Consider the following 15,885-nt stretch of genomic DNA (forward strand, 5'->3'; position numbering starts at 1 on the left):
GACCCGCGGCCCTGATCATCGGTACGCGCTCGCCTGGAGGGTGTAGAGGTCGGCGTAGAGCCCGTCGACCGACATCAGCGTCTCGTGGTCACCCTGCTCCACCACCTTTCCGTGGTCGAGGACGTAGATGCGGTCGGCGTAGCGGACGCTGGCCAGGCGGTGGGTGATGAGCAGGACGGTGCGGCCGTCGGCATGGCTTCGGATGCGCTCGAAGAGGGCGTGTTCGGCGCGGGCGTCGAGTGCGGCGGTGGGCTCGTCGCAGATGAGCAGGTCGGCGTCGCGGTGGAAGCCGCGGGCCACGGCGATGCGCTGCCATTGGCCGCCGGACAGCTCGTGCCCGTCCTTGAAGCGGCGGTCGAGGAGGGTGCGGTAGCCGTGCGGCAGTCCGGCGACGACCTCGTCCGCACCCGCGACCGCGGCGGCCGCGTGCAGGGCGGGCTCGCCCATGTCAGTGCCCATCGTGATGTTGTAGCGGGCGGTCAGGGGCCAGCGGGTGTGGTCCTGGGCGATCACGGCCGTGCGCCGGCGCAACTGCTCCGGGTCGACCTGTCTGAGGTCGGTGTCGTCCCAGAAGACCGTGCCGGAGTCCGGCTCGTAGAGGCCTGAGAGGATCTTGGCGAGGGTGGTCTTGCCTGAGCCGTTCTCGCCGACGAAGGCGATCACTTCGCCCTGCTTGATCTCGATGGTCACCTCGCGCAGGGCCGGCTCCTTCGCGCCGGGGTAGGTGAACGTCACGTCTCTGGCGGTGATGCGCTCGAAGCCGTCCGGGGCCGCGGCCGGGCGCGGGGCGCTCAGGCGGCGCTCCGCCTCGGCGCAGAACTCCAGGAAGTCGGTGAAGTAGAGCCCCTGCTCGTAGAGACGGTTGGTGGCGAACATCAGGCTGGCGAGCGAGGTCTGCCCCGACCTGATGGCCAGGACCGCCGTGCCGGCCACGGCCAGCGGGATCGCGGCGATCGCCAGGAGCACACCGAGCGCGACGTAGACCAGGGCGGTGCCGAGGCCGCCGAACGCCTCGCCGGCGAGCCTGGTGATCGTCTGCCGCTTGACCAGCTTGAGCATCACGTCCTGCTCTGCCGTGGCCACGGCGTCGTACATGCGCAGCAGGAAACGGCGCATGGTGAACGAGCGGACCTCGGCGGCGGGCTCGCGGTCGGCCAGGAGCTCGGCGATGATCCACTTGCGGCGGCGGGCCGGGATGAGGCCGTACATCGTGGAGTAGCGCATGCGTGCGCTGCGGACCGCGGCCCACGCGTCCGGCAGCACCGCCAGCAGGAGCAGCGGGAGCAGCACCGGGTGGAGGATGCCCAGCACGCCGGCCGCCGCGGCGATGCCGACCGCGGCCGTGACCACGTCCACCGCCGCGGACACCACCCAGTCGGCCGTGGCCAGGCCCCGGCCTCTGGCGCGTTCCAGGGCGTCGTGGAACTCCGGGTCGTCGAAGGACACGAGCTCCACCCGGCTGGTCAGGCCGTAGAGCCGCTCTTCCGAGGCCCGTTGGATCTGGGGCGTGAGGCGCGCCTCGGCCCAGCCGGCGCCTGCCTGCGTCACCGTGCGCACGACCGCTGCCGCGCCCACCAGCAGCAGGCTGGGCAGCGCCGCCATCACGCGGTCGGGCGTCGGGCCTTCATTGAAGAGCGCGGTGAGCACGCCGGTCGTGGCCAGCAGGCCGAACGCCGTGAACACCCCGCCGAGGAGGTTGAGCGAGATCGTTGCCACGGTGTCGCGCGGGCTGGCTTGCCAGGCCATGCGCATTGCCTGGGCGATGAGCGAGGGCAACCGCCTGGCGATGGCCAGGAAGCCGACCTCCGCCATCTTGTCGCTGTGGGCGTGCCAGTCGGGGAGAGAGATTTCGCCGAGTTCCAGGGGCTCGTCGGGCATACCGTGAGTGTGCCCGCGGGCACTGACAGTTTCGCTCCGTAACGGAGTCAGCTCGCCGCGGGGATGCTCTCGATCGTGTCACGGAACTCGCCGAGCGCCCGGACGTACTGTGCGGGTTTGAAGAAGTGGATCACGTGGTTGGCGTGGACGCGGAGGTAGCGGGCGTGCGGGACCAGCTCCATGATCCGGGCGGCGTCCTGGTCGTCCATGGCGCCCACCAGGCCGCGGCGGGGATCGCGGAACCAGTCGGCGTGCATGACCAGCACGGGGCAGCGGACGCGGGCGAGCGCCTCGGCGTGGTCCAGGCCCTCGTACATGCGGCCGTCGACGAACGCGCGCGCGAAGTCCGGGTCGAACATCGACAGCGACAGGAACATGACCCGCGCCACCAGCGGCATGAAGCGGAGATCCACCGGTTCCCCGGGGTGTTTGTGCTGAAATTTCGTGATCCGCCGGGAGAGGTAGTTGAGGAACCATTCGGGCATCTTGCGCTCGGACCCGTCGGGCTCCGGCTTGGTGACGCCTCTGAGGTAGTCGGCCAGATCGCGGCCGTCCAGGTCACCCAGCACGGCCGCGGCGTGCACCAAACCCTCGTAGACGTAACGGTCGTGCTCCTTGAACCGGAGCATCTCCGCCGAGAACACGGGAGCGTCCTCCAGCACCACCGCGGAGACGAGGTCGGGGGCGTTGGCCGCGCACCACAACGCGATGATTCCGCCCGAGGAGTTGCCCGCCACGATCGCCGGCCGCCCGACCACGCCCCGCAGGAAGGCGCGCATGTCCTCGCCGAGGCTCCGCCAGCAGTAGTCGCCCGGCGTCCAGGTGGACCTGCCATGTCCGCGCACGTCCACCGCGTACACCTGGAACCGGGTCGACAGCGCGGGCATGACCCGCTGATAGCTCTGCCAGACGCCGGTCTGGGCCGGCACGAGCACCAGCGGCGGCCCGCTGTCCGGGCCGACGGCGTAGTTGATCCGCACCGTGCCGGTGTCGAACTCCCGCTCCGTGAAACCCGCCCGCCGCACCTTCTTGATCTTGATGGGCGCCTGCCCGCCCTCGTACGGATTCCGTTCCCCGGTCACGACGAATCCTCCTCCCAGCGCTGGAACAGCGGCGGGATCTCGCGTTCCAGCCAGGCGAACAACCGGTGGGCGTCGCGCACCCGGCCGGCCCGCTCGGGGTCATCCCGCAGGAGCTCCAGCCCCTCCGCGGTGATCTCGCTGAACTGGCCCAGGGCCTCCAGCTTGCGCCGCGCGACCCGCTCCCACACGTCGTCCACGACGCGCAACCGCACCCCGCGCTCGGCGGGCCGGGTCACCGCACGTACGAACCCGCCGGCCTCCAGCACCCGCACCGCCGTGCTCAGGGACCCCTTGCTGGCGCCGATCGCCGCCGCGATCTGGGCGGCGGTCTGCTCGGGCGGGTCGCACACCATCAGCCAGCCCAGCACCCGCCCCGTGATCAGCGGCAGCCCGTTGTTCCTGGCGAAGAACGCCGCGACCTGCTCCACCCAGGCCAGCAGCTCCTCGTCCCCACGCTGTTCATCCATTGCCAATCAGTTTAGTCATTACTGAACTCCAAGGGAACGGCCTTTCAAGCCGGATGTAAGTTTCACCGATGGTTGACTGGCCGATTTGAACGTTGCAATACTCCGAGTCGAATCGGCCCGGCTTGCCCGCATCTGAACCCCTATATGCCGCTGTTTCCGCACGTCAGCGGCTTGTCGATGGATGAATCGATTCATCAGGATGGCCGGCCGGATGCGGGCCCCATCACAGGAGCGATGTATGGGAACCAGACAGGTAAGGCCCATCACCAGGCTCGGGACCGGCCTCGCGACGCTGGCCCTCACGGCCACCGCGCTGTCCGCCCCGGCAGAGGCGCACTCCGCCACCGCCGGCGTGGCCGCGCGACACTCCGCGCTGGCCTGCGGCGACGGCACCGCGAACGCGGAGGCCGTGCTGAGCGGCGGCACGTGGACCGCCCGCAACGGCAGCAGGACCGTCTACACCGGCACCAGCATGTTGTCGGCCATGCAGGCCGCGGTGAGCAGCCTCACCGCGGGACGCACCTCGAAGCAGCGGGTCGTCGTCCGGGGCTCGGGCACGATGAGCGCCGGCTCACGGCTGTCCCTGCCGAGCTACACGGTGCTCGACGTCTGCGGCACCGTCAACGTGACCGGCTCCGGCTCGGGTGACCAGGCGGTCGTGTACGCGCGCGGCGTGCGGGACGTCGAGGTCCAGCATCTGACCGTCACCGGCGCCCCGCTGTACGGCATCTTCGTGCGCAACGGCACCAACATCACGCTCGGCCAGATCGACATGCGCCTGTCCGGCGGCCTGGGCATCCGCATCGACAACCACGGCGACCGCACCGTACGGACCAGGAACGTCAGGATCGACAACGTCTACGTCTCCGGCACCAGCACCCACGGCGTGGAGACGTACGGCCTGGACGGCCTCACCGTGGGCACCGTCGTGGCCCGCAACACCGGCCACTCCGGGCTGCTGCTGAACGACACCATCAACGCGAGCGTGACCACGGTGGACGCGCAGGGCGCCGGCACCGGCACCGGCTACGCGGCCTTCCGCATGGCCAACAGGAACGGCCGGATCGGCAGCTCCTACCCCACCAACATCCGGGTCGGCCAGGTGATCGCACGGGGCGGCGGGCGCGGCGTCTTCTGCGTGTCGGAGAGCGGCGGCGCCGTCATCGACCGGGTGGACATCGCGCAGACCGGCAACAACGCCATCCTGATCGAGAACTGCTACAACGTGACCATCGCCGCGCAGAGCGGCAGCGTCACCGGACCCGGCGACATCCGGCTCGCCGCCCGCTCGGAGTTCCCCAACACCTCCGACATCATCATCCAGAACCTGCGCGTGACCAACTCCGCCATCCGGGAGAGCCCGTGCGGGGTCAACACCACGTTCAGGAACAACACCCTGGTCAACAGCACCCAGAGCGTCTGCTGAGCCGGCCCTGCCCACCAGCCTGGGCCGTGAGCCGAGCGTTATGACGTAACTTCCCGACTGTCGCAAATCGGACGGGCCGTTGGACGTCTTGGGGAGACCTGTCAATGGCAGCCAAGCGAGCCAGGGCGTCAGTCAGGGACATGTCGCGGAGAATGTCATCGTTATTGGTCCCCGAGTATCCGTCCGGGTTGGAGTCATGCTTGGGCCACGATCCGTGCACAGGTGGACTCTGGCGTACGGTGGCGGCCGACTCCCTGGTATTCGCGTCGGAACTTCGCCGGAGGCGTGCCACAGGCAGAGGTGAACACGCTGTAGAACCGGCTGACCGAACCGAAGCCGACCGCGGACGCGACGTCGTTGATCGGCAGATCAGTGGTGATCAGCAGTCGGCGGGCCTCCGCAAGGCGGTGCTGGGTGAGGTAGTCACCCATGGTTGTGCGGACCACCTTGCGGAACTGCGTCATCGCGTAGTTGGGGTGCAGGTGCGCGGCGCCGGCGATGTCGGCGCTCGTCAATGGGTCGCGGAAGTGTTCGGCGATGTGCCGCACCATGGCGATGACGTGCTGTAGCGCCGGTTCGCCTCCGGTGTACCGGCGCACTGGTTCGCCCAGGCTCGCCAGGGCGAGTCGGCGGACCCTGGCTTCGATCTCAAGCAGTGCGATCCGGTGACGTTCGCGGTGGCCGGTGGCGAGGTCGGCGGCCCACTGGGCGAAGCTCGCGGGATCGGTTGGCAAGGCGGCCGACGGCGCGGAGACCAGGGGCGTACCGGACAGAAGGCGCCTGACGAGCGTGTCGGGCAGTCCCCAGCCCAGGAAGGTCGTGAACGGCAGATGCAGCCAGTGGACGGACGTCGCCGAGTTCGCCACCAATTGGTGCGGTACCGCGGCCCAGAACACCGCCACGCTTCCGGGGCCGATCTCGACGGGCGTGCCACCAAACAGGTAGAGCATGGTGCCACCCTCGGTCACCAGATTGATCTCCAGGTCGTCGTGCTGATGCGCGGCGCCCATGACCACCGGTCGGCCCCTCCACCCCGTGAGGCTCGGCGGTTCAAGGCGGGACTGAGGATCCAAGAAGTTCTCACTCTCTCAGATGAAGCATTCGTGAATCGTAGGTCCCTATCGTCGTGGCAGTCCACGCGGGCCGCCTGAGGCCGGTGCTGACACCTCACCGACGACGGGTCCGCGGGGCAGGAATACATGACCATTCCTCCGACGGGATGACAAGGAACCCTTCATGACCTTCTCTTTGGGCATCGTCGGCGCCGGACAGTTCGCCGGGCAGTTCGCCAAGCTGTGGCGGCTCCACCCGGGCGTCGGCGACATCTGGGCCACCGACCTGATCGCGGACCGGGCCGCCCGGCTGGCCGCCGACTATGACCTTGCCGGCACCGTGCCGTCCTTCGAGGCCCTGCTCGACTCTGACGTCGACGCGGTCGCCATCTTCACCCAGCGCTGGACCCACGGGCCACTGACCGTCCAGGCGCTGCGGGCCGGTAAGCATGTGTATTCGGCAGTGCCCATGGCGGTGACCGAGGAGGAGATCGCAGCCATCATCACGGCCGTCCAAGAGACTGGGCTGATCTACATGATGGGCGAGACCAGCCAGTACAACCCGGCCACCGTGTACGCCCGCAATCAAATCGCCGCCGGCGGCTTCGGACGGCTGTTCTACGCAGAAGGCGACTACGTGCACGACATGGACCTCGGCTTCTACGACGCCTACCGGTACAGCGGCGGCGAGAACTGGCGGGCGACCGCCAGCTACCCGCCGCTGCTCTACCCCACCCATGCGATCGGCGGTGTGCTCGGCGCCTGGCAGACGTACGCAGTCAGCGTGTCGGCAATCGGGGTCGTCGACGATCGCGGGGATGGAGTGTTCGACAAGTCGGTCAGCCAGTTCGGCAACGACTTCTCCAACTCCACTGCGCTGTTCGAGGTCGAAGGCGGAGGATGCTTCCGGACGAACGAGTTCCGGCGAGTCGGCTACCCTTCGCACCTCCGCGAGTCGCGGTTCCGGTTCTTCGGGACGGAGGGGAGTCTGGAGCAGCTGGCCACAGTGAGCCTGTGGCAGGACAAGAGCGGTGTCACCGACATCACCGACTACCTGCGGCCCAAGCCCACCCTGTCGCCTGACGATCCCTCGCTCCAGCACGTTGCGCCCGCCCTCAGAGACGCCTTCACCTCGGGCTCAGCGCCGGTGCACGACCGCTCCCGGCTGCCTGAAGAGTTCGCCCATGTCTCCAACGGCCACGAGGGCAGTCACCACTTCCTCGCCGACGACTTCGTGCGGGCGGTCGCCACCGGCGCCCTGCCTGCAGTCAACGCCTGGGTCGCGGCGCGCTACACGTTGCCCGGCATCGTCGCGCACCAGTCCGCCCTCAAGGATGGCGAGCGGCTGGCGATACCGGACTTCGGAAACGCCCCCGTGGTGGCGTCGAATTCGAGCGCGAAGCGGACGCACGAGCCCACGAGGTGTCCCAGCAGCGACCACTAAGGAGTGGACCGATTACCTCAGCCACGTCCTCCCTCTCGGGTTCAGGTACCGTCTTCGACGGAGTCGTCGGTATCCTCTCCGCTGCTCATGGGGCGTGACCGGGCGGTGGCGCGCCCAGCCGGAAGAGCGCGCCACCGCCGGTCGATGCCCCGCAGGCCGTCTCGTCGGGGAGTGTCAGGAGCAGGTGTAGCCGGATGGGAGGCGGTCGTCGCCGGCTGGGCGGCTGCCCTGGAAGCCGAATGACGTGTCGGCCCCCGGCCCGAGCGCCCCGTTGTGCCCCGCATTATGCGCCGTGGCATTCTGCCCGCTCACGGACATCGACGCGTTCCACCCCCCGGTGATCTGGTGCCCGGATGGCATGGTGAACCTGACGGTCCACCCGTTCAGCGGGGTCGTGCCGGTGTTGGTCACGGTCACCTGGATCACGTAGCCGGTGCTCCACTGGCTCTGTACGGTCGCCGTGGCCGTGCAGCTCCCGGTCCCGCCACCCGCCTGTGTGGTCACGGTGACGGTGCCGGAGCGTGGGGAGCGGTTGCCCGCGGCGTCCTTGGCGTAGACGGCGAAGGTGTACGACGTGTTCGCGGCCAGGCCGGTGACCGTGGCCGAGGTGGTCGAGGACGTGGTGACCGCCGTCTCCCCCGACGACTGCACGCGTACGACGTCGTAGCCGGTCACCCCCACCTCGTCGGACGAGGCCGCCCACGACAGCCGCACCGACGACGAGGTGACGTCCGATGCGACGGGAGTGCCGGGCGCGGTGGGCGGGCTGGTGTCGTCCTCCGACGCCTCGTACGTCAGCCCGAAGCCCTGCGCGAACAGCGGTGTCTTGCCATCGCCCGCGTTGATGGGCTGCTGGGAGGCGCTGCTCATCCACGTCATGGGCAGCTTGCCGGTGGGCGGCACGGCGCCGAACAGCACGTCGGCGACGCCCTGGCCCTCGGTGCCCGGCAGCCAGGCGGCCACCAGCGCGTTCCAGTTCGGCACCTGGGCGGCGATGTCGAGGGGACGGCCAGAGACGAGCACGACCACGACGGGCACCCCGGCGGCGCGCAGGGTGGCGATGGTGTTCAGGTCCGTGGCGTCGAGGCCGAGCCCGCCGGGCCGGTCGCCCGCACCCTCGGCGTACGGGGTCTCGCCGACCACCGCGATCGCCACCCGGTACGAGCCGTCGATGCCGCTGCCGTCGCGGCTGTAGGTGACGGTCGTGCCCGAGCCGGCGGCGTTCCTGATGCCCTGCAGGATCGTGGTGCCCGGCGTGATGGCGCCGGACGAGCCCTGCCAGGAGACCGTCCAGCCGCCGCTCTGGTTGCCGATGTCGTCCGCGCTCTTGCCGGCCACGAAGATCTTGCCACCCTGAGCCAGCGGCAACACGTTCCCGCTGTTCTTCAGCACGACCTGGGACTTGGCGACCGCCTCGCGGGCCAGCGCCCGGTGCGCCGAGCTGCCCACGGTCGCGGTGTAGGACCGGTCCGTCAGCGGCTTCTCGAACAGGCCCAGCTCGAACTTCTTCGTCAGGATGCGCCGGACCGCGTCGTCCACCCGGGCGTTCGCCACCCGCCCGGCCTGCACCTCGGCCCGCAGCAGATCGATGAACTGCCGCCAGCCCGTCGGCGCCATCACCATGTCGATACCGGCGTTCACGGCCGTGCGCACGTCGAGCGCGGAGGTCCCGGAGGCGCCGTCGATCTGGTCGATGCCGTTCCAGTCGGAGACCACGAAGCCGGAGAAACCGAGCTCGCCCTTGAGCACGGTGGTGATCAGGTACTGGTGGCCGTGCAGTTTGGCGCCGTTCCAGCTGCTGTAGGAGATCATCACGGAGCCGACGCCGCGCTCGACCGCGGCACGGAACGGCGGCAGGTGGACCGCCCGCAGGTCGGCCTCGGACAGCTGGGCGTCGCCCTGGTCGACGCCGCCTGTGGTGCCGCCGTCGCCGAGGTAGTGCTTGGCGGTGGCGAGCACGGAGGCCGGGCCGTTCAGCGCGCTCCCCTGAAGGCCGTTGATGATCGTGGCCATGGAGGACGGCAGCTCCGGCGTCTCGCCGAAGGACTCGTAGGTGCGGCCCCACCGATCGTTGCGGGCCACGCACAGGCAGGGCGCGAAGTTCCAGTCGACGCCGGTGCCGGAGACCTCCTCGGCCACGGCCCGGCCGATCCGCTGCACGAGCGCCGGGTCCCTGGTGGCGCCCAGGCCGATGTTGTGCGGGAAGATCGTGGCACCGACGACGTTGTTGTGGCCGTGTACGGCGTCGACGCCGTACAGGATGGGGATGCCGAGCGGGGTGGCCAGGGCCGCGTTCTGGAATCTGTCGTACATGTCCGCCCAGGAAGCGGGCGTGTTCGGGGACGGCGCGGAGCCGCCGCCCGACAACACCGAGCCGAGCCGGTACGTCGTCATGTCGGCGGCGCTGACCGAGCCCCGCTCGGCCTGGGTCATCTGCCCAAGCTTCTCGTCCAGCGACATCCGCCCCATCAGGTCGGCCACCCGGTCGGACACGGGCAGGCTCGGATCCTGGTACGGCAGCGCCGCGGACGCGGACGCAGGGAGGACGGGCGGCCCGATCGCCGCGAGCAGCGCCACCGCCGCCAGCCGGGTCGCCCACTGCTTGATCGTCGCGTTCACCATGGCACGCTGCTCCAGCTCGAATCGGGGGGGTTGGGAGCGCTCCCAATACATGGGACTCTAAATCGCGGCTTCCGCATTTCCCTGTCCCACTCACTGCACCCGCCATCACCGGTCGCCGCACCAGGGCAAACAGCACCCGATTCAGTGAAACTTTCAGCGACGCTTTACCGCCTGTGAGGCAGCCTCGATAATGCGGACAGGAAAGCGCTTTCCATCACCTTTTCCTGGAGGCATCTGACACGCGGAGATCAACCATGCTCTCAGCATCGCAACGGCTCTCGCAGTGGGCGGCGGTCCTCGTCGCCGCGGCCGCACTCGTCGTCCCCTCGAACGCCACCGCGGCCGCCGACGGGCCCACCGGGTTCGCGGCCGTCAACGCGCTCGGCCAGAACGGCACCACCGGCGGAGCAGGAGGCCGCACGGTGACCGCGACCAACGCCGAGCAGTTCCTGGAGTACATCGACAGCCTTGAACCCCTGATCATCCGGGTGTCCGGGACGATCTCGATCACCAGCAAACAAGGGGTGCGACCCAACAAGACCATCGTCGGCGTCGGCACGTCGGGGCACATCACAGGTGGCGGCCTGGACTTCTACCGGTCGTACAACGTGATCGTGCGCAACCTCCGATTCACCAACGCCGAGGACGACGCCGTCAACGTCGGCCAGAACTCCCACCACATCTGGATCGACCACAACACGTTCTCAGGCGCGGTGGACGGCTCGGTGGACATCGTGCGGGGCGCGGACTACGTCACCGTCTCGTGGAATCACTTCGACCACTCCGACAAGTCCATGCTGATCGGCCACTCCGACGGCGCCGCCGGCACGGACGTCGGCCACCTCAAGGTGAGCATCCACCACAACTTCTTCGACCACAGCCGCCAGCGCCACCCGCGGATCAGGTTCGGCGAGCCGGTGCACATCTACAACAATTACTTCCTGAGCAACGAGCTCTACGGGGTGGCCTCCACGATGAACGCCGGTGCGGTCGTCGAGGGCAATTACTTCGAGAATGTGCCGCACCCGCTCTACTCCCGCAGCGGTTACGCCGACAGTGACCCCGGCCGGGCCGTGCAGCGCAACAACATCTTCGTGAACTCCGGCGCCCCCGAGGCCAACGGGACCGTCGTCGAGCCCGGCACCTACTACGGCTACACGGTCGATCCACCGCAGAACGTCCCGTCGGCGGTGCGCGCGGGTGCGGGCGTCGGCAAGATCAGCGTCGCCTAGCCTCCGGCGGGCGGGCGCCCGAGGCGAGTGGGCGCTTGGCCGGGCGGGCCGGCCGGTGTGGGATGTGGGGCCGGCCGGCGGTCAGGAGCGGAGGGCGTCGAGGAGGCGGTCGGCCTCGGCGGCCAGGCGCGGCAGGTCGGCGGCCGGGTCCGGGGAACGGGCCAGCAACATGCCGCCCTCGCACAACGCGCCGAAGACGAGCTGCGCGCGGGCGGGCACGGCCGCGGCGTCCTCCCCTTCGGCCGCCAGCGTGAACCCGGCGAGCAGGATGCGCAGCAGGCACCGGTGCTCGATCGCGCGCGCCGTCTCCCAGCCCAGCACCGACGGCGCGTCCAGCAGCACAATCTGCCGGAATCTCGGATAGAGGCAGTGCTCCAGGAACGTGCGGGCGCCCCGGTGCAAGGCCGCCCACACGTCGCTCTCCTCGGCGGCCACGCGCTCCAGCTTGGCGGAGGCCTCCGCCAGCTCACTCTCGAACGCCGCCCGGAACAACGGCGCCTTCCCCCCGAAGTGGTGATACGCGGCCCCCTTGGTCACCCCCGCCGCCGCGGCCACCGCGTCGATCGAGGTCCCCGCATAGCCCTTGCCGCCGAACAACTCCCGCGCGGCCAGCACCAACGCCGTCGTGGTCTCGTCCGAACGCTCTGCCTGGGTACGGCGGATCATCGAGCTCCCATTGACTTACATACTCGCGGTACGTAACTTCGAAGAACAGTTACATACCCACAGTATGAATCATGGAGGTGAGCCGTGTCCTCACCGCACATCGCCGTCTACGGCGCCACCGGCCACACCGGACGCCTGGTGTCGGCCGAGCTCCGCGCCCGTGGCCGGGAGATCATCCTGTCCGGCAGGGATGCCGGCGCGCTCAAGATTCTGTCCGACGAGCTCGGCGGGGCCCGCGTGCACCAGGCCACGCTCGACGACCCGGCCGCGTTACGGGAGCTGGCCGGGCAGGCGGGCGTGCTGATCCACTGCGCGGGACCGTTCACGCACACCGGCAAGCCCGTCGCCACGGCCGCGGCCGAGGCCGGCTGCCACTACGTCGATCACGCGCTCGAGCAGCACCACACCAAGTGGATGTTCGACACCCTGCCGGAGCCCGCCAGGCAGGCCGGCATCACCATGGTCACCGCGATGAGCTTCTACGGCGGGATGGGGGACCTGCTCGCCGGCGCCGTGGCCGAGGGACTGACCGGGATCGACCGGATGATCACCGCCTACGCGGTGTCGGACTGGCGGCTGACGACGGGGGCCAAGCAGACCGCCGAACTGCTGTTCGCCGACACCCGGCGGATCACGTACGAGGACGGTCAGCAGCACGTCGGCTATGTCGAGCCGCGTAATGCCGTCTTCCCGTTCCCGCCGCCGCTAGGCCCACGGACGATGATCGCCCCTGTCCCGTTCTCCGAGGTCGTCACCGTACCCAGGCACGTGCGGACCCGCCGGGTGGAGGCGCAGCTGACGGCGCAGACGTTCGAGGAGGAGCAGGCGTTCACCAGCGAGCACGTGGACGCCGCGACCAGAGCGCGCTCCCGCTTCACCGTCGCCGCGCAGGCGATCACCGCGGACGGCGGCAGCGCGGGACAGGTCAGCGGGCACGACCTGTGGCGCCTGAGCGCCCTGGCATCGGTGGAAGCCGCGGTACGGCTGGCCGACGGCCACGGCCGCCCGGGCGTCTACGGCCCAGCCGAGGCGTTCACGCCGGGCCCGTTCCTGCGCGACCTGGAACGGCTCGGCCTGTTCACACTGACTCTCCCAGGAAAGGCGGAAGCATGATCCTCGTGACCGGCGCGGCCGGCGGGCAGCAGGGAGCGACGGGGCGGCAGGTCGTGGACCTGCTGCTGGAGCGCGGCGATCAGGTCAGGGCCTTCGTGCGCGCCGACGACCACCGGGCCGAGGAGCTCCGCAAGATCGGCGCGGAGGTTGTCGTCGGCGACCTGCGCGAGATCACCACGGTGCGCCCCGCCATGCGCGGGGTCAGGCGGGCGTACTTCACCTATCCGGTGACGGCCGGGCTGCTCGACGCCACCGCGGCGTTCGCGGCGGCGGCCAAGGAGGAGGGGGTGGAGCGGGTCGTCGAGGTGTCCCAGCTGGACGCCTCCCCCGAGGCGGGCACCCCGCGCATGCGCCGCCACTGGCTGTCCGAGCAGGTCTTCGACTGGGCCGGGGTGGGCGCGGTGCACCTGCGTGCCGGGGTCTTCTTCGAGAACCTGGCCGTGGTGGCGGCCGCGTCCGGCAACCGCGAGCTGGCGCTGCCGCTCGGCGGCAGGGACACGCTCATCCCGCTCGTCGCCGCCGCCGACGTGGCGAGGGTCGGGGCCGGGCTCCTGCTCGACCCCGGACCCGCCGACCCGGTGTGCCTGGTGAACGGGCAGATGGCGACCATCGGCGAGGTCGCCGACGCGTTCGGGATCCCGTACGTGGACATGCCGCCCGAGGAGTGGGAGGCCCGCGCGATGGACATCTACCAGGACGAGGTCGCGATCGAGCACCTCACCCACCTGTGGGCGCTCTTCCGCTTCATCGGTCCGGGGCACCACCCGCTCTATGGGGTCACCGAGAGCATCGAGCGCATCGGCGGCCGGCCCCCGGTGACCCTGCGCGAGTTCGCTCAGGGCTCGCGGTAGTCGGCCGCCACCCCGATCAGTGAGATCAGGCCGGTGGCGAACTCCATCGCCTCTTCGTGGCCCTCGCTGAACGGCGGTTGGAAGCCCACGCCCTCCCACGTCCGCGTCTGCGGGTCCCACAGGTCGGCGCCGACCTCGAAATCCCAGCCGAACACGCCGTAGTCGTACCAGAGCTCGTCCGCGGAGTTGCCGGCCGCCGAGTAGAGCACGTCGGTCACCGGCCCGGTCTGCTGCGGCCAGATGACCGTGCCCCGCTCGGCGGCGATGGCCTCTTCGATGGTGCGGGCCGAGCGCAGGAAGTACGCCTCCTCCTGCGGGGTCGGGCGGGGCAGGGTGACGCGGCCGTCGAGCTTGTACGCGCCGGGCGGCCACATGAAGTACCCGCCGTAGCTGTGCACGTTCATCGCGAACCTGATGTTGCGGTACTTCTGCGCCAGCCAGATGACGTTGCGGCTCTCGGGCTCGGAGTGCTCACCGGGCCCGGCGTACGTGCCGCTCTGGCAGTTGGCCGAGGCGCCGAAGTAGCCGTCGAACAGCGACCCCACGGCGTAGTTGCGGTTGACGTCCACGCCCCAGGTGTTGCGCAGCGCCGGGTCGGCCTGCTGGGGCGGGCAGTGGTTGGTCATGTTCTTCCGCTGGGCGGCGAAGTCGTAGAAGCTGTAGTTCGCGCCGTCGGGGTTGACCGTGGGCACGATGAAGATGTCGGTGCGTTCGAGCAGCCGGCGCGTGGCCGCGTCGCGGGCCTGGTTGCGCAGCAGCCGCTCGGCGGCCTCGATCGTGACCAGCGGTGTCACCCATTCCCTGGCGTGCTCCTGGGCGTAGGCGAGCACGCCGGTGCGCGAGCCGTCGCGGTGCGCGCCGATACGCAGGGCCAGCACCGTCGCCGGTCCCCGCGCGACGTCGGCCGGGGCCTTGAGGAAGTCGCTGAGCTGGGTGAGCGGAGCCGGCGCCATGACTCCCCCGCCGGGGTCGGTGCGGTAGGTGGAGGCGCGGACGGGGACGCCGGGCGTCGCATTGATCCCGGCGGCCACCTGGGCGGCGGTGCTGGTCACGGCGCCCGAGCCGTCCGTGGCCAGGCTGACGGTGATCAGCTTGCCGTTCACCGTCACCTGCAGGGCGCGGCCGGGAGTGCCGGGGTCGACCAGCTCGACGGCCAGGTCGTTGCCGCCCTCGGAGCCGTAGGCGGTCGAGGTGATCACGACGGCGGCCGCGGGCGGGGTGCCCAGCTGGGCTTGGGCGTGCCGCCGGTAGCCGTTCGTCGGGTACGGCAGCGTGATGAGCTCCGTCAGCTTGGGGTAGCGCCGGTGCAGGGCCTTGATGCGCTCGTTGAGCTGGGCCGGCGGCATGTACTGGGTGACGAAGTCCTTCTGGTAGCCGGGTCCGGTGCGGTCGGGCCGCTCGCCGTCGGGCCATTCGCTGACCCGGGCCTCGGCCTTGCCGCCGCCTGCCGACGTGACGGTGATCCAGCGCGGCAGGCCCGTGACCGGGACCGGCGTGCTGAGCTGGTGGCCGAGGTACGCACCCGCGTCCACGTACGCCACCATCTCGGCCTGGCCGCCCTGCCAGGTGACGGTGAGCGCGGCGGCCTGGGCGAGGCTGCTGGACGCCTCGACGGACAGGAAGTACCCGTCGCGGGACTTGTACCAAACGGCCCGCTCGATCACGATCTGATCCACCGCCGTCGCGGGCGTCGACCGGGCCTGCGGCGGGGTCGCCGGCGCGAGGGCCGCGCCGAGGGCACGGAGCGCGGTCAGCTGGCTGGGGGTGACGACCGCGTCGACCTGGACGCTGCCATCGGGTTGCGGGCGTACCCGGTGGGTGAGGTCGGCGCCGGAGGCGACGAGCCGCTCCATCGCGGCCCGGTCCGGGACGGAGAGCGTGACCAGGGAGGCCGGCTCGGGATCGCCCGGCCCGGCGACCGCCGGGGCGGACGGCTCCGCGACGGTCAGGGTTGCGATGACGAGGGTCAGAACGGCTGCGGACGCACGTAGGCCACGCATCGGCTCCTCCAATGATCGCCTTTATGAGGCCCACTCATTGAAAGCCGACTGC

General features: G+C 70.1%; 12 protein-coding genes. 5 read left to right on the top strand and 7 right to left on the bottom strand.

Annotated features, from left to right (window positions below):
• Positions 1-15: 15 nt before the first annotated feature.
• Genes OHA25_RS50745 through OHA25_RS50755 form a run of 3 tightly spaced genes read right to left on the bottom strand, consistent with a single transcriptional unit; the run spans position 16 to position 3,427 of the window.
• Positions 16-1,878 carry an ABC transporter ATP-binding protein gene (locus tag OHA25_RS50745; protein ID WP_327584027.1) on the bottom strand — a complete coding sequence of 621 codons (1,863 nt, stop codon included), beginning with the start codon at positions 1,876-1,878 and terminating at the stop codon, positions 16-18.
• A gap of 47 nt (positions 1,879-1,925) precedes the next feature.
• Positions 1,926-2,960, bottom strand: coding sequence for an alpha/beta fold hydrolase (locus OHA25_RS50750; RefSeq protein ID WP_327584028.1), 1,035 nt, complete (start codon positions 2,958-2,960; stop codon positions 1,926-1,928).
• On the bottom strand, positions 2,957-3,427 hold the full coding sequence (locus OHA25_RS50755; protein WP_327584029.1) for a GbsR/MarR family transcriptional regulator: 471 nt from the start codon (positions 3,425-3,427) through the stop codon (positions 2,957-2,959). Before OHA25_RS50755 ends, OHA25_RS50750 begins: the two co-directional genes overlap by 4 nt.
• Before the next feature lie 238 nt (positions 3,428-3,665).
• Between OHA25_RS50755 and OHA25_RS50760 the strand changes: the two genes are divergently transcribed.
• The gene (locus tag OHA25_RS50760) at positions 3,666-4,853 is read left to right on the top strand and encodes a hypothetical protein (RefSeq protein WP_327584030.1); all 1,188 of its coding nucleotides are present in this window, start codon (positions 3,666-3,668) and stop codon (positions 4,851-4,853) included.
• Positions 4,854-5,047: 194 nt separating this feature from the next.
• Here the strand turns inward: OHA25_RS50760 and OHA25_RS50765 are convergent, their stop codons facing one another.
• Positions 5,048-5,863 (bottom strand): helix-turn-helix domain-containing protein, encoded by an 816-nt coding sequence (locus OHA25_RS50765; RefSeq protein ID WP_327591162.1) that lies wholly within the window; start codon positions 5,861-5,863, stop codon positions 5,048-5,050.
• 226 nt (positions 5,864-6,089) lie between these two features.
• Here OHA25_RS50765 and OHA25_RS50770 point away from each other — a divergent pair, with 226 nt between their 5' ends.
• Positions 6,090-7,349 (top strand): Gfo/Idh/MocA family protein, encoded by a 1,260-nt coding sequence (locus OHA25_RS50770; protein ID WP_327584031.1) that lies wholly within the window; start codon positions 6,090-6,092, stop codon positions 7,347-7,349.
• Positions 7,350-7,523: 174 nt separating this feature from the next.
• On the opposite strand, the gene OHA25_RS50775 is transcribed toward OHA25_RS50770, so the two are convergent.
• On the bottom strand, positions 7,524-9,971 hold the full coding sequence (locus OHA25_RS50775; RefSeq protein WP_327584032.1) for a glycoside hydrolase family 3 N-terminal domain-containing protein: 2,448 nt from the start codon (positions 9,969-9,971) through the stop codon (positions 7,524-7,526).
• Between the two features lie 254 nt (positions 9,972-10,225).
• On the opposite strand from OHA25_RS50775, the gene OHA25_RS50780 reads away from it, so the two are divergent.
• Positions 10,226-11,203: a pectate lyase family protein gene (locus OHA25_RS50780; protein WP_327584033.1), complete on the top strand. Its 978-nt coding sequence runs from the start codon at positions 10,226-10,228 to the stop codon at positions 11,201-11,203.
• 81 nt (positions 11,204-11,284) lie between these two features.
• Here OHA25_RS50780 and OHA25_RS50785 read toward each other — a convergent pair whose 3' ends face one another.
• Positions 11,285-11,869 (bottom strand): TetR/AcrR family transcriptional regulator, encoded by a 585-nt coding sequence (locus OHA25_RS50785; protein WP_327584034.1) that lies wholly within the window; start codon positions 11,867-11,869, stop codon positions 11,285-11,287.
• Between the two features lie 84 nt (positions 11,870-11,953).
• Between OHA25_RS50785 and OHA25_RS50790 the strand changes: the two genes are divergently transcribed.
• Complete coding sequence (locus tag OHA25_RS50790; protein WP_327584035.1) at positions 11,954-12,982, top strand: saccharopine dehydrogenase NADP-binding domain-containing protein; 1,029 nt, start codon at positions 11,954-11,956, stop codon at positions 12,980-12,982.
• On the top strand, positions 12,979-13,833 hold the full coding sequence (locus tag OHA25_RS50795) for an NAD(P)H-binding protein (RefSeq protein WP_327584036.1): 855 nt from the start codon (positions 12,979-12,981) through the stop codon (positions 13,831-13,833). Before OHA25_RS50790 ends, OHA25_RS50795 begins: the two co-directional genes overlap by 4 nt.
• Here OHA25_RS50795 and OHA25_RS50800 read toward each other — a convergent pair.
• Positions 13,818-15,833 carry a M14 family metallopeptidase gene (locus tag OHA25_RS50800; protein WP_327584037.1) on the bottom strand — a complete coding sequence of 672 codons (2,016 nt, stop codon included), beginning with the start codon at positions 15,831-15,833 and terminating at the stop codon, positions 13,818-13,820. The two genes, OHA25_RS50795 and OHA25_RS50800, sit on opposite strands and share 16 nt — an antisense overlap.
• Positions 15,834-15,885 lie beyond the last annotated feature (52 nt).

Origin of the sequence: Nonomuraea sp. NBC_00507, assembly GCF_036013525.1 — a bacterium.
In the GTDB taxonomy this organism is placed as follows: Bacteria; Actinomycetota; Actinomycetes; order Streptosporangiales; family Streptosporangiaceae; genus Nonomuraea.

Bases quoted from the DNA above. Each gene is read 5' to 3' on its own strand.
- OHA25_RS50745 (WP_327584027.1), bottom strand. From the start codon at position 1,878: ATGCCCGACGAGCCCCTGGAACTCGGCGAAATCTCTCTCCCCGACTGG.
- OHA25_RS50755 (WP_327584029.1), bottom strand. From the start codon at position 3,427: ATGGATGAACAGCGTGGGGACGAGGAGCTGCTGGCCTGGGTGGAGCAG.
- OHA25_RS50760 (WP_327584030.1), top strand. From the start codon at position 3,666: ATGGGAACCAGACAGGTAAGGCCCATCACCAGGCTCGGGACCGGCCTC.
- OHA25_RS50765 (WP_327591162.1), bottom strand. From the start codon at position 5,863: ATGGGCGCCGCGCATCAGCACGACGACCTGGAGATCAATCTGGTGACC.
- OHA25_RS50770 (WP_327584031.1), top strand. From the start codon at position 6,090: ATGACCTTCTCTTTGGGCATCGTCGGCGCCGGACAGTTCGCCGGGCAG.
- OHA25_RS50775 (WP_327584032.1), bottom strand. From the start codon at position 9,971: ATGGTGAACGCGACGATCAAGCAGTGGGCGACCCGGCTGGCGGCGGTG.
- OHA25_RS50780 (WP_327584033.1), top strand. From the start codon at position 10,226: ATGCTCTCAGCATCGCAACGGCTCTCGCAGTGGGCGGCGGTCCTCGTC.
- OHA25_RS50785 (WP_327584034.1), bottom strand. From the start codon at position 11,869: ATGATCCGCCGTACCCAGGCAGAGCGTTCGGACGAGACCACGACGGCG.
- OHA25_RS50795 (WP_327584036.1), top strand. From the start codon at position 12,979: ATGATCCTCGTGACCGGCGCGGCCGGCGGGCAGCAGGGAGCGACGGGG.
- OHA25_RS50800 (WP_327584037.1), bottom strand. From the start codon at position 15,833: ATGCGTGGCCTACGTGCGTCCGCAGCCGTTCTGACCCTCGTCATCGCA.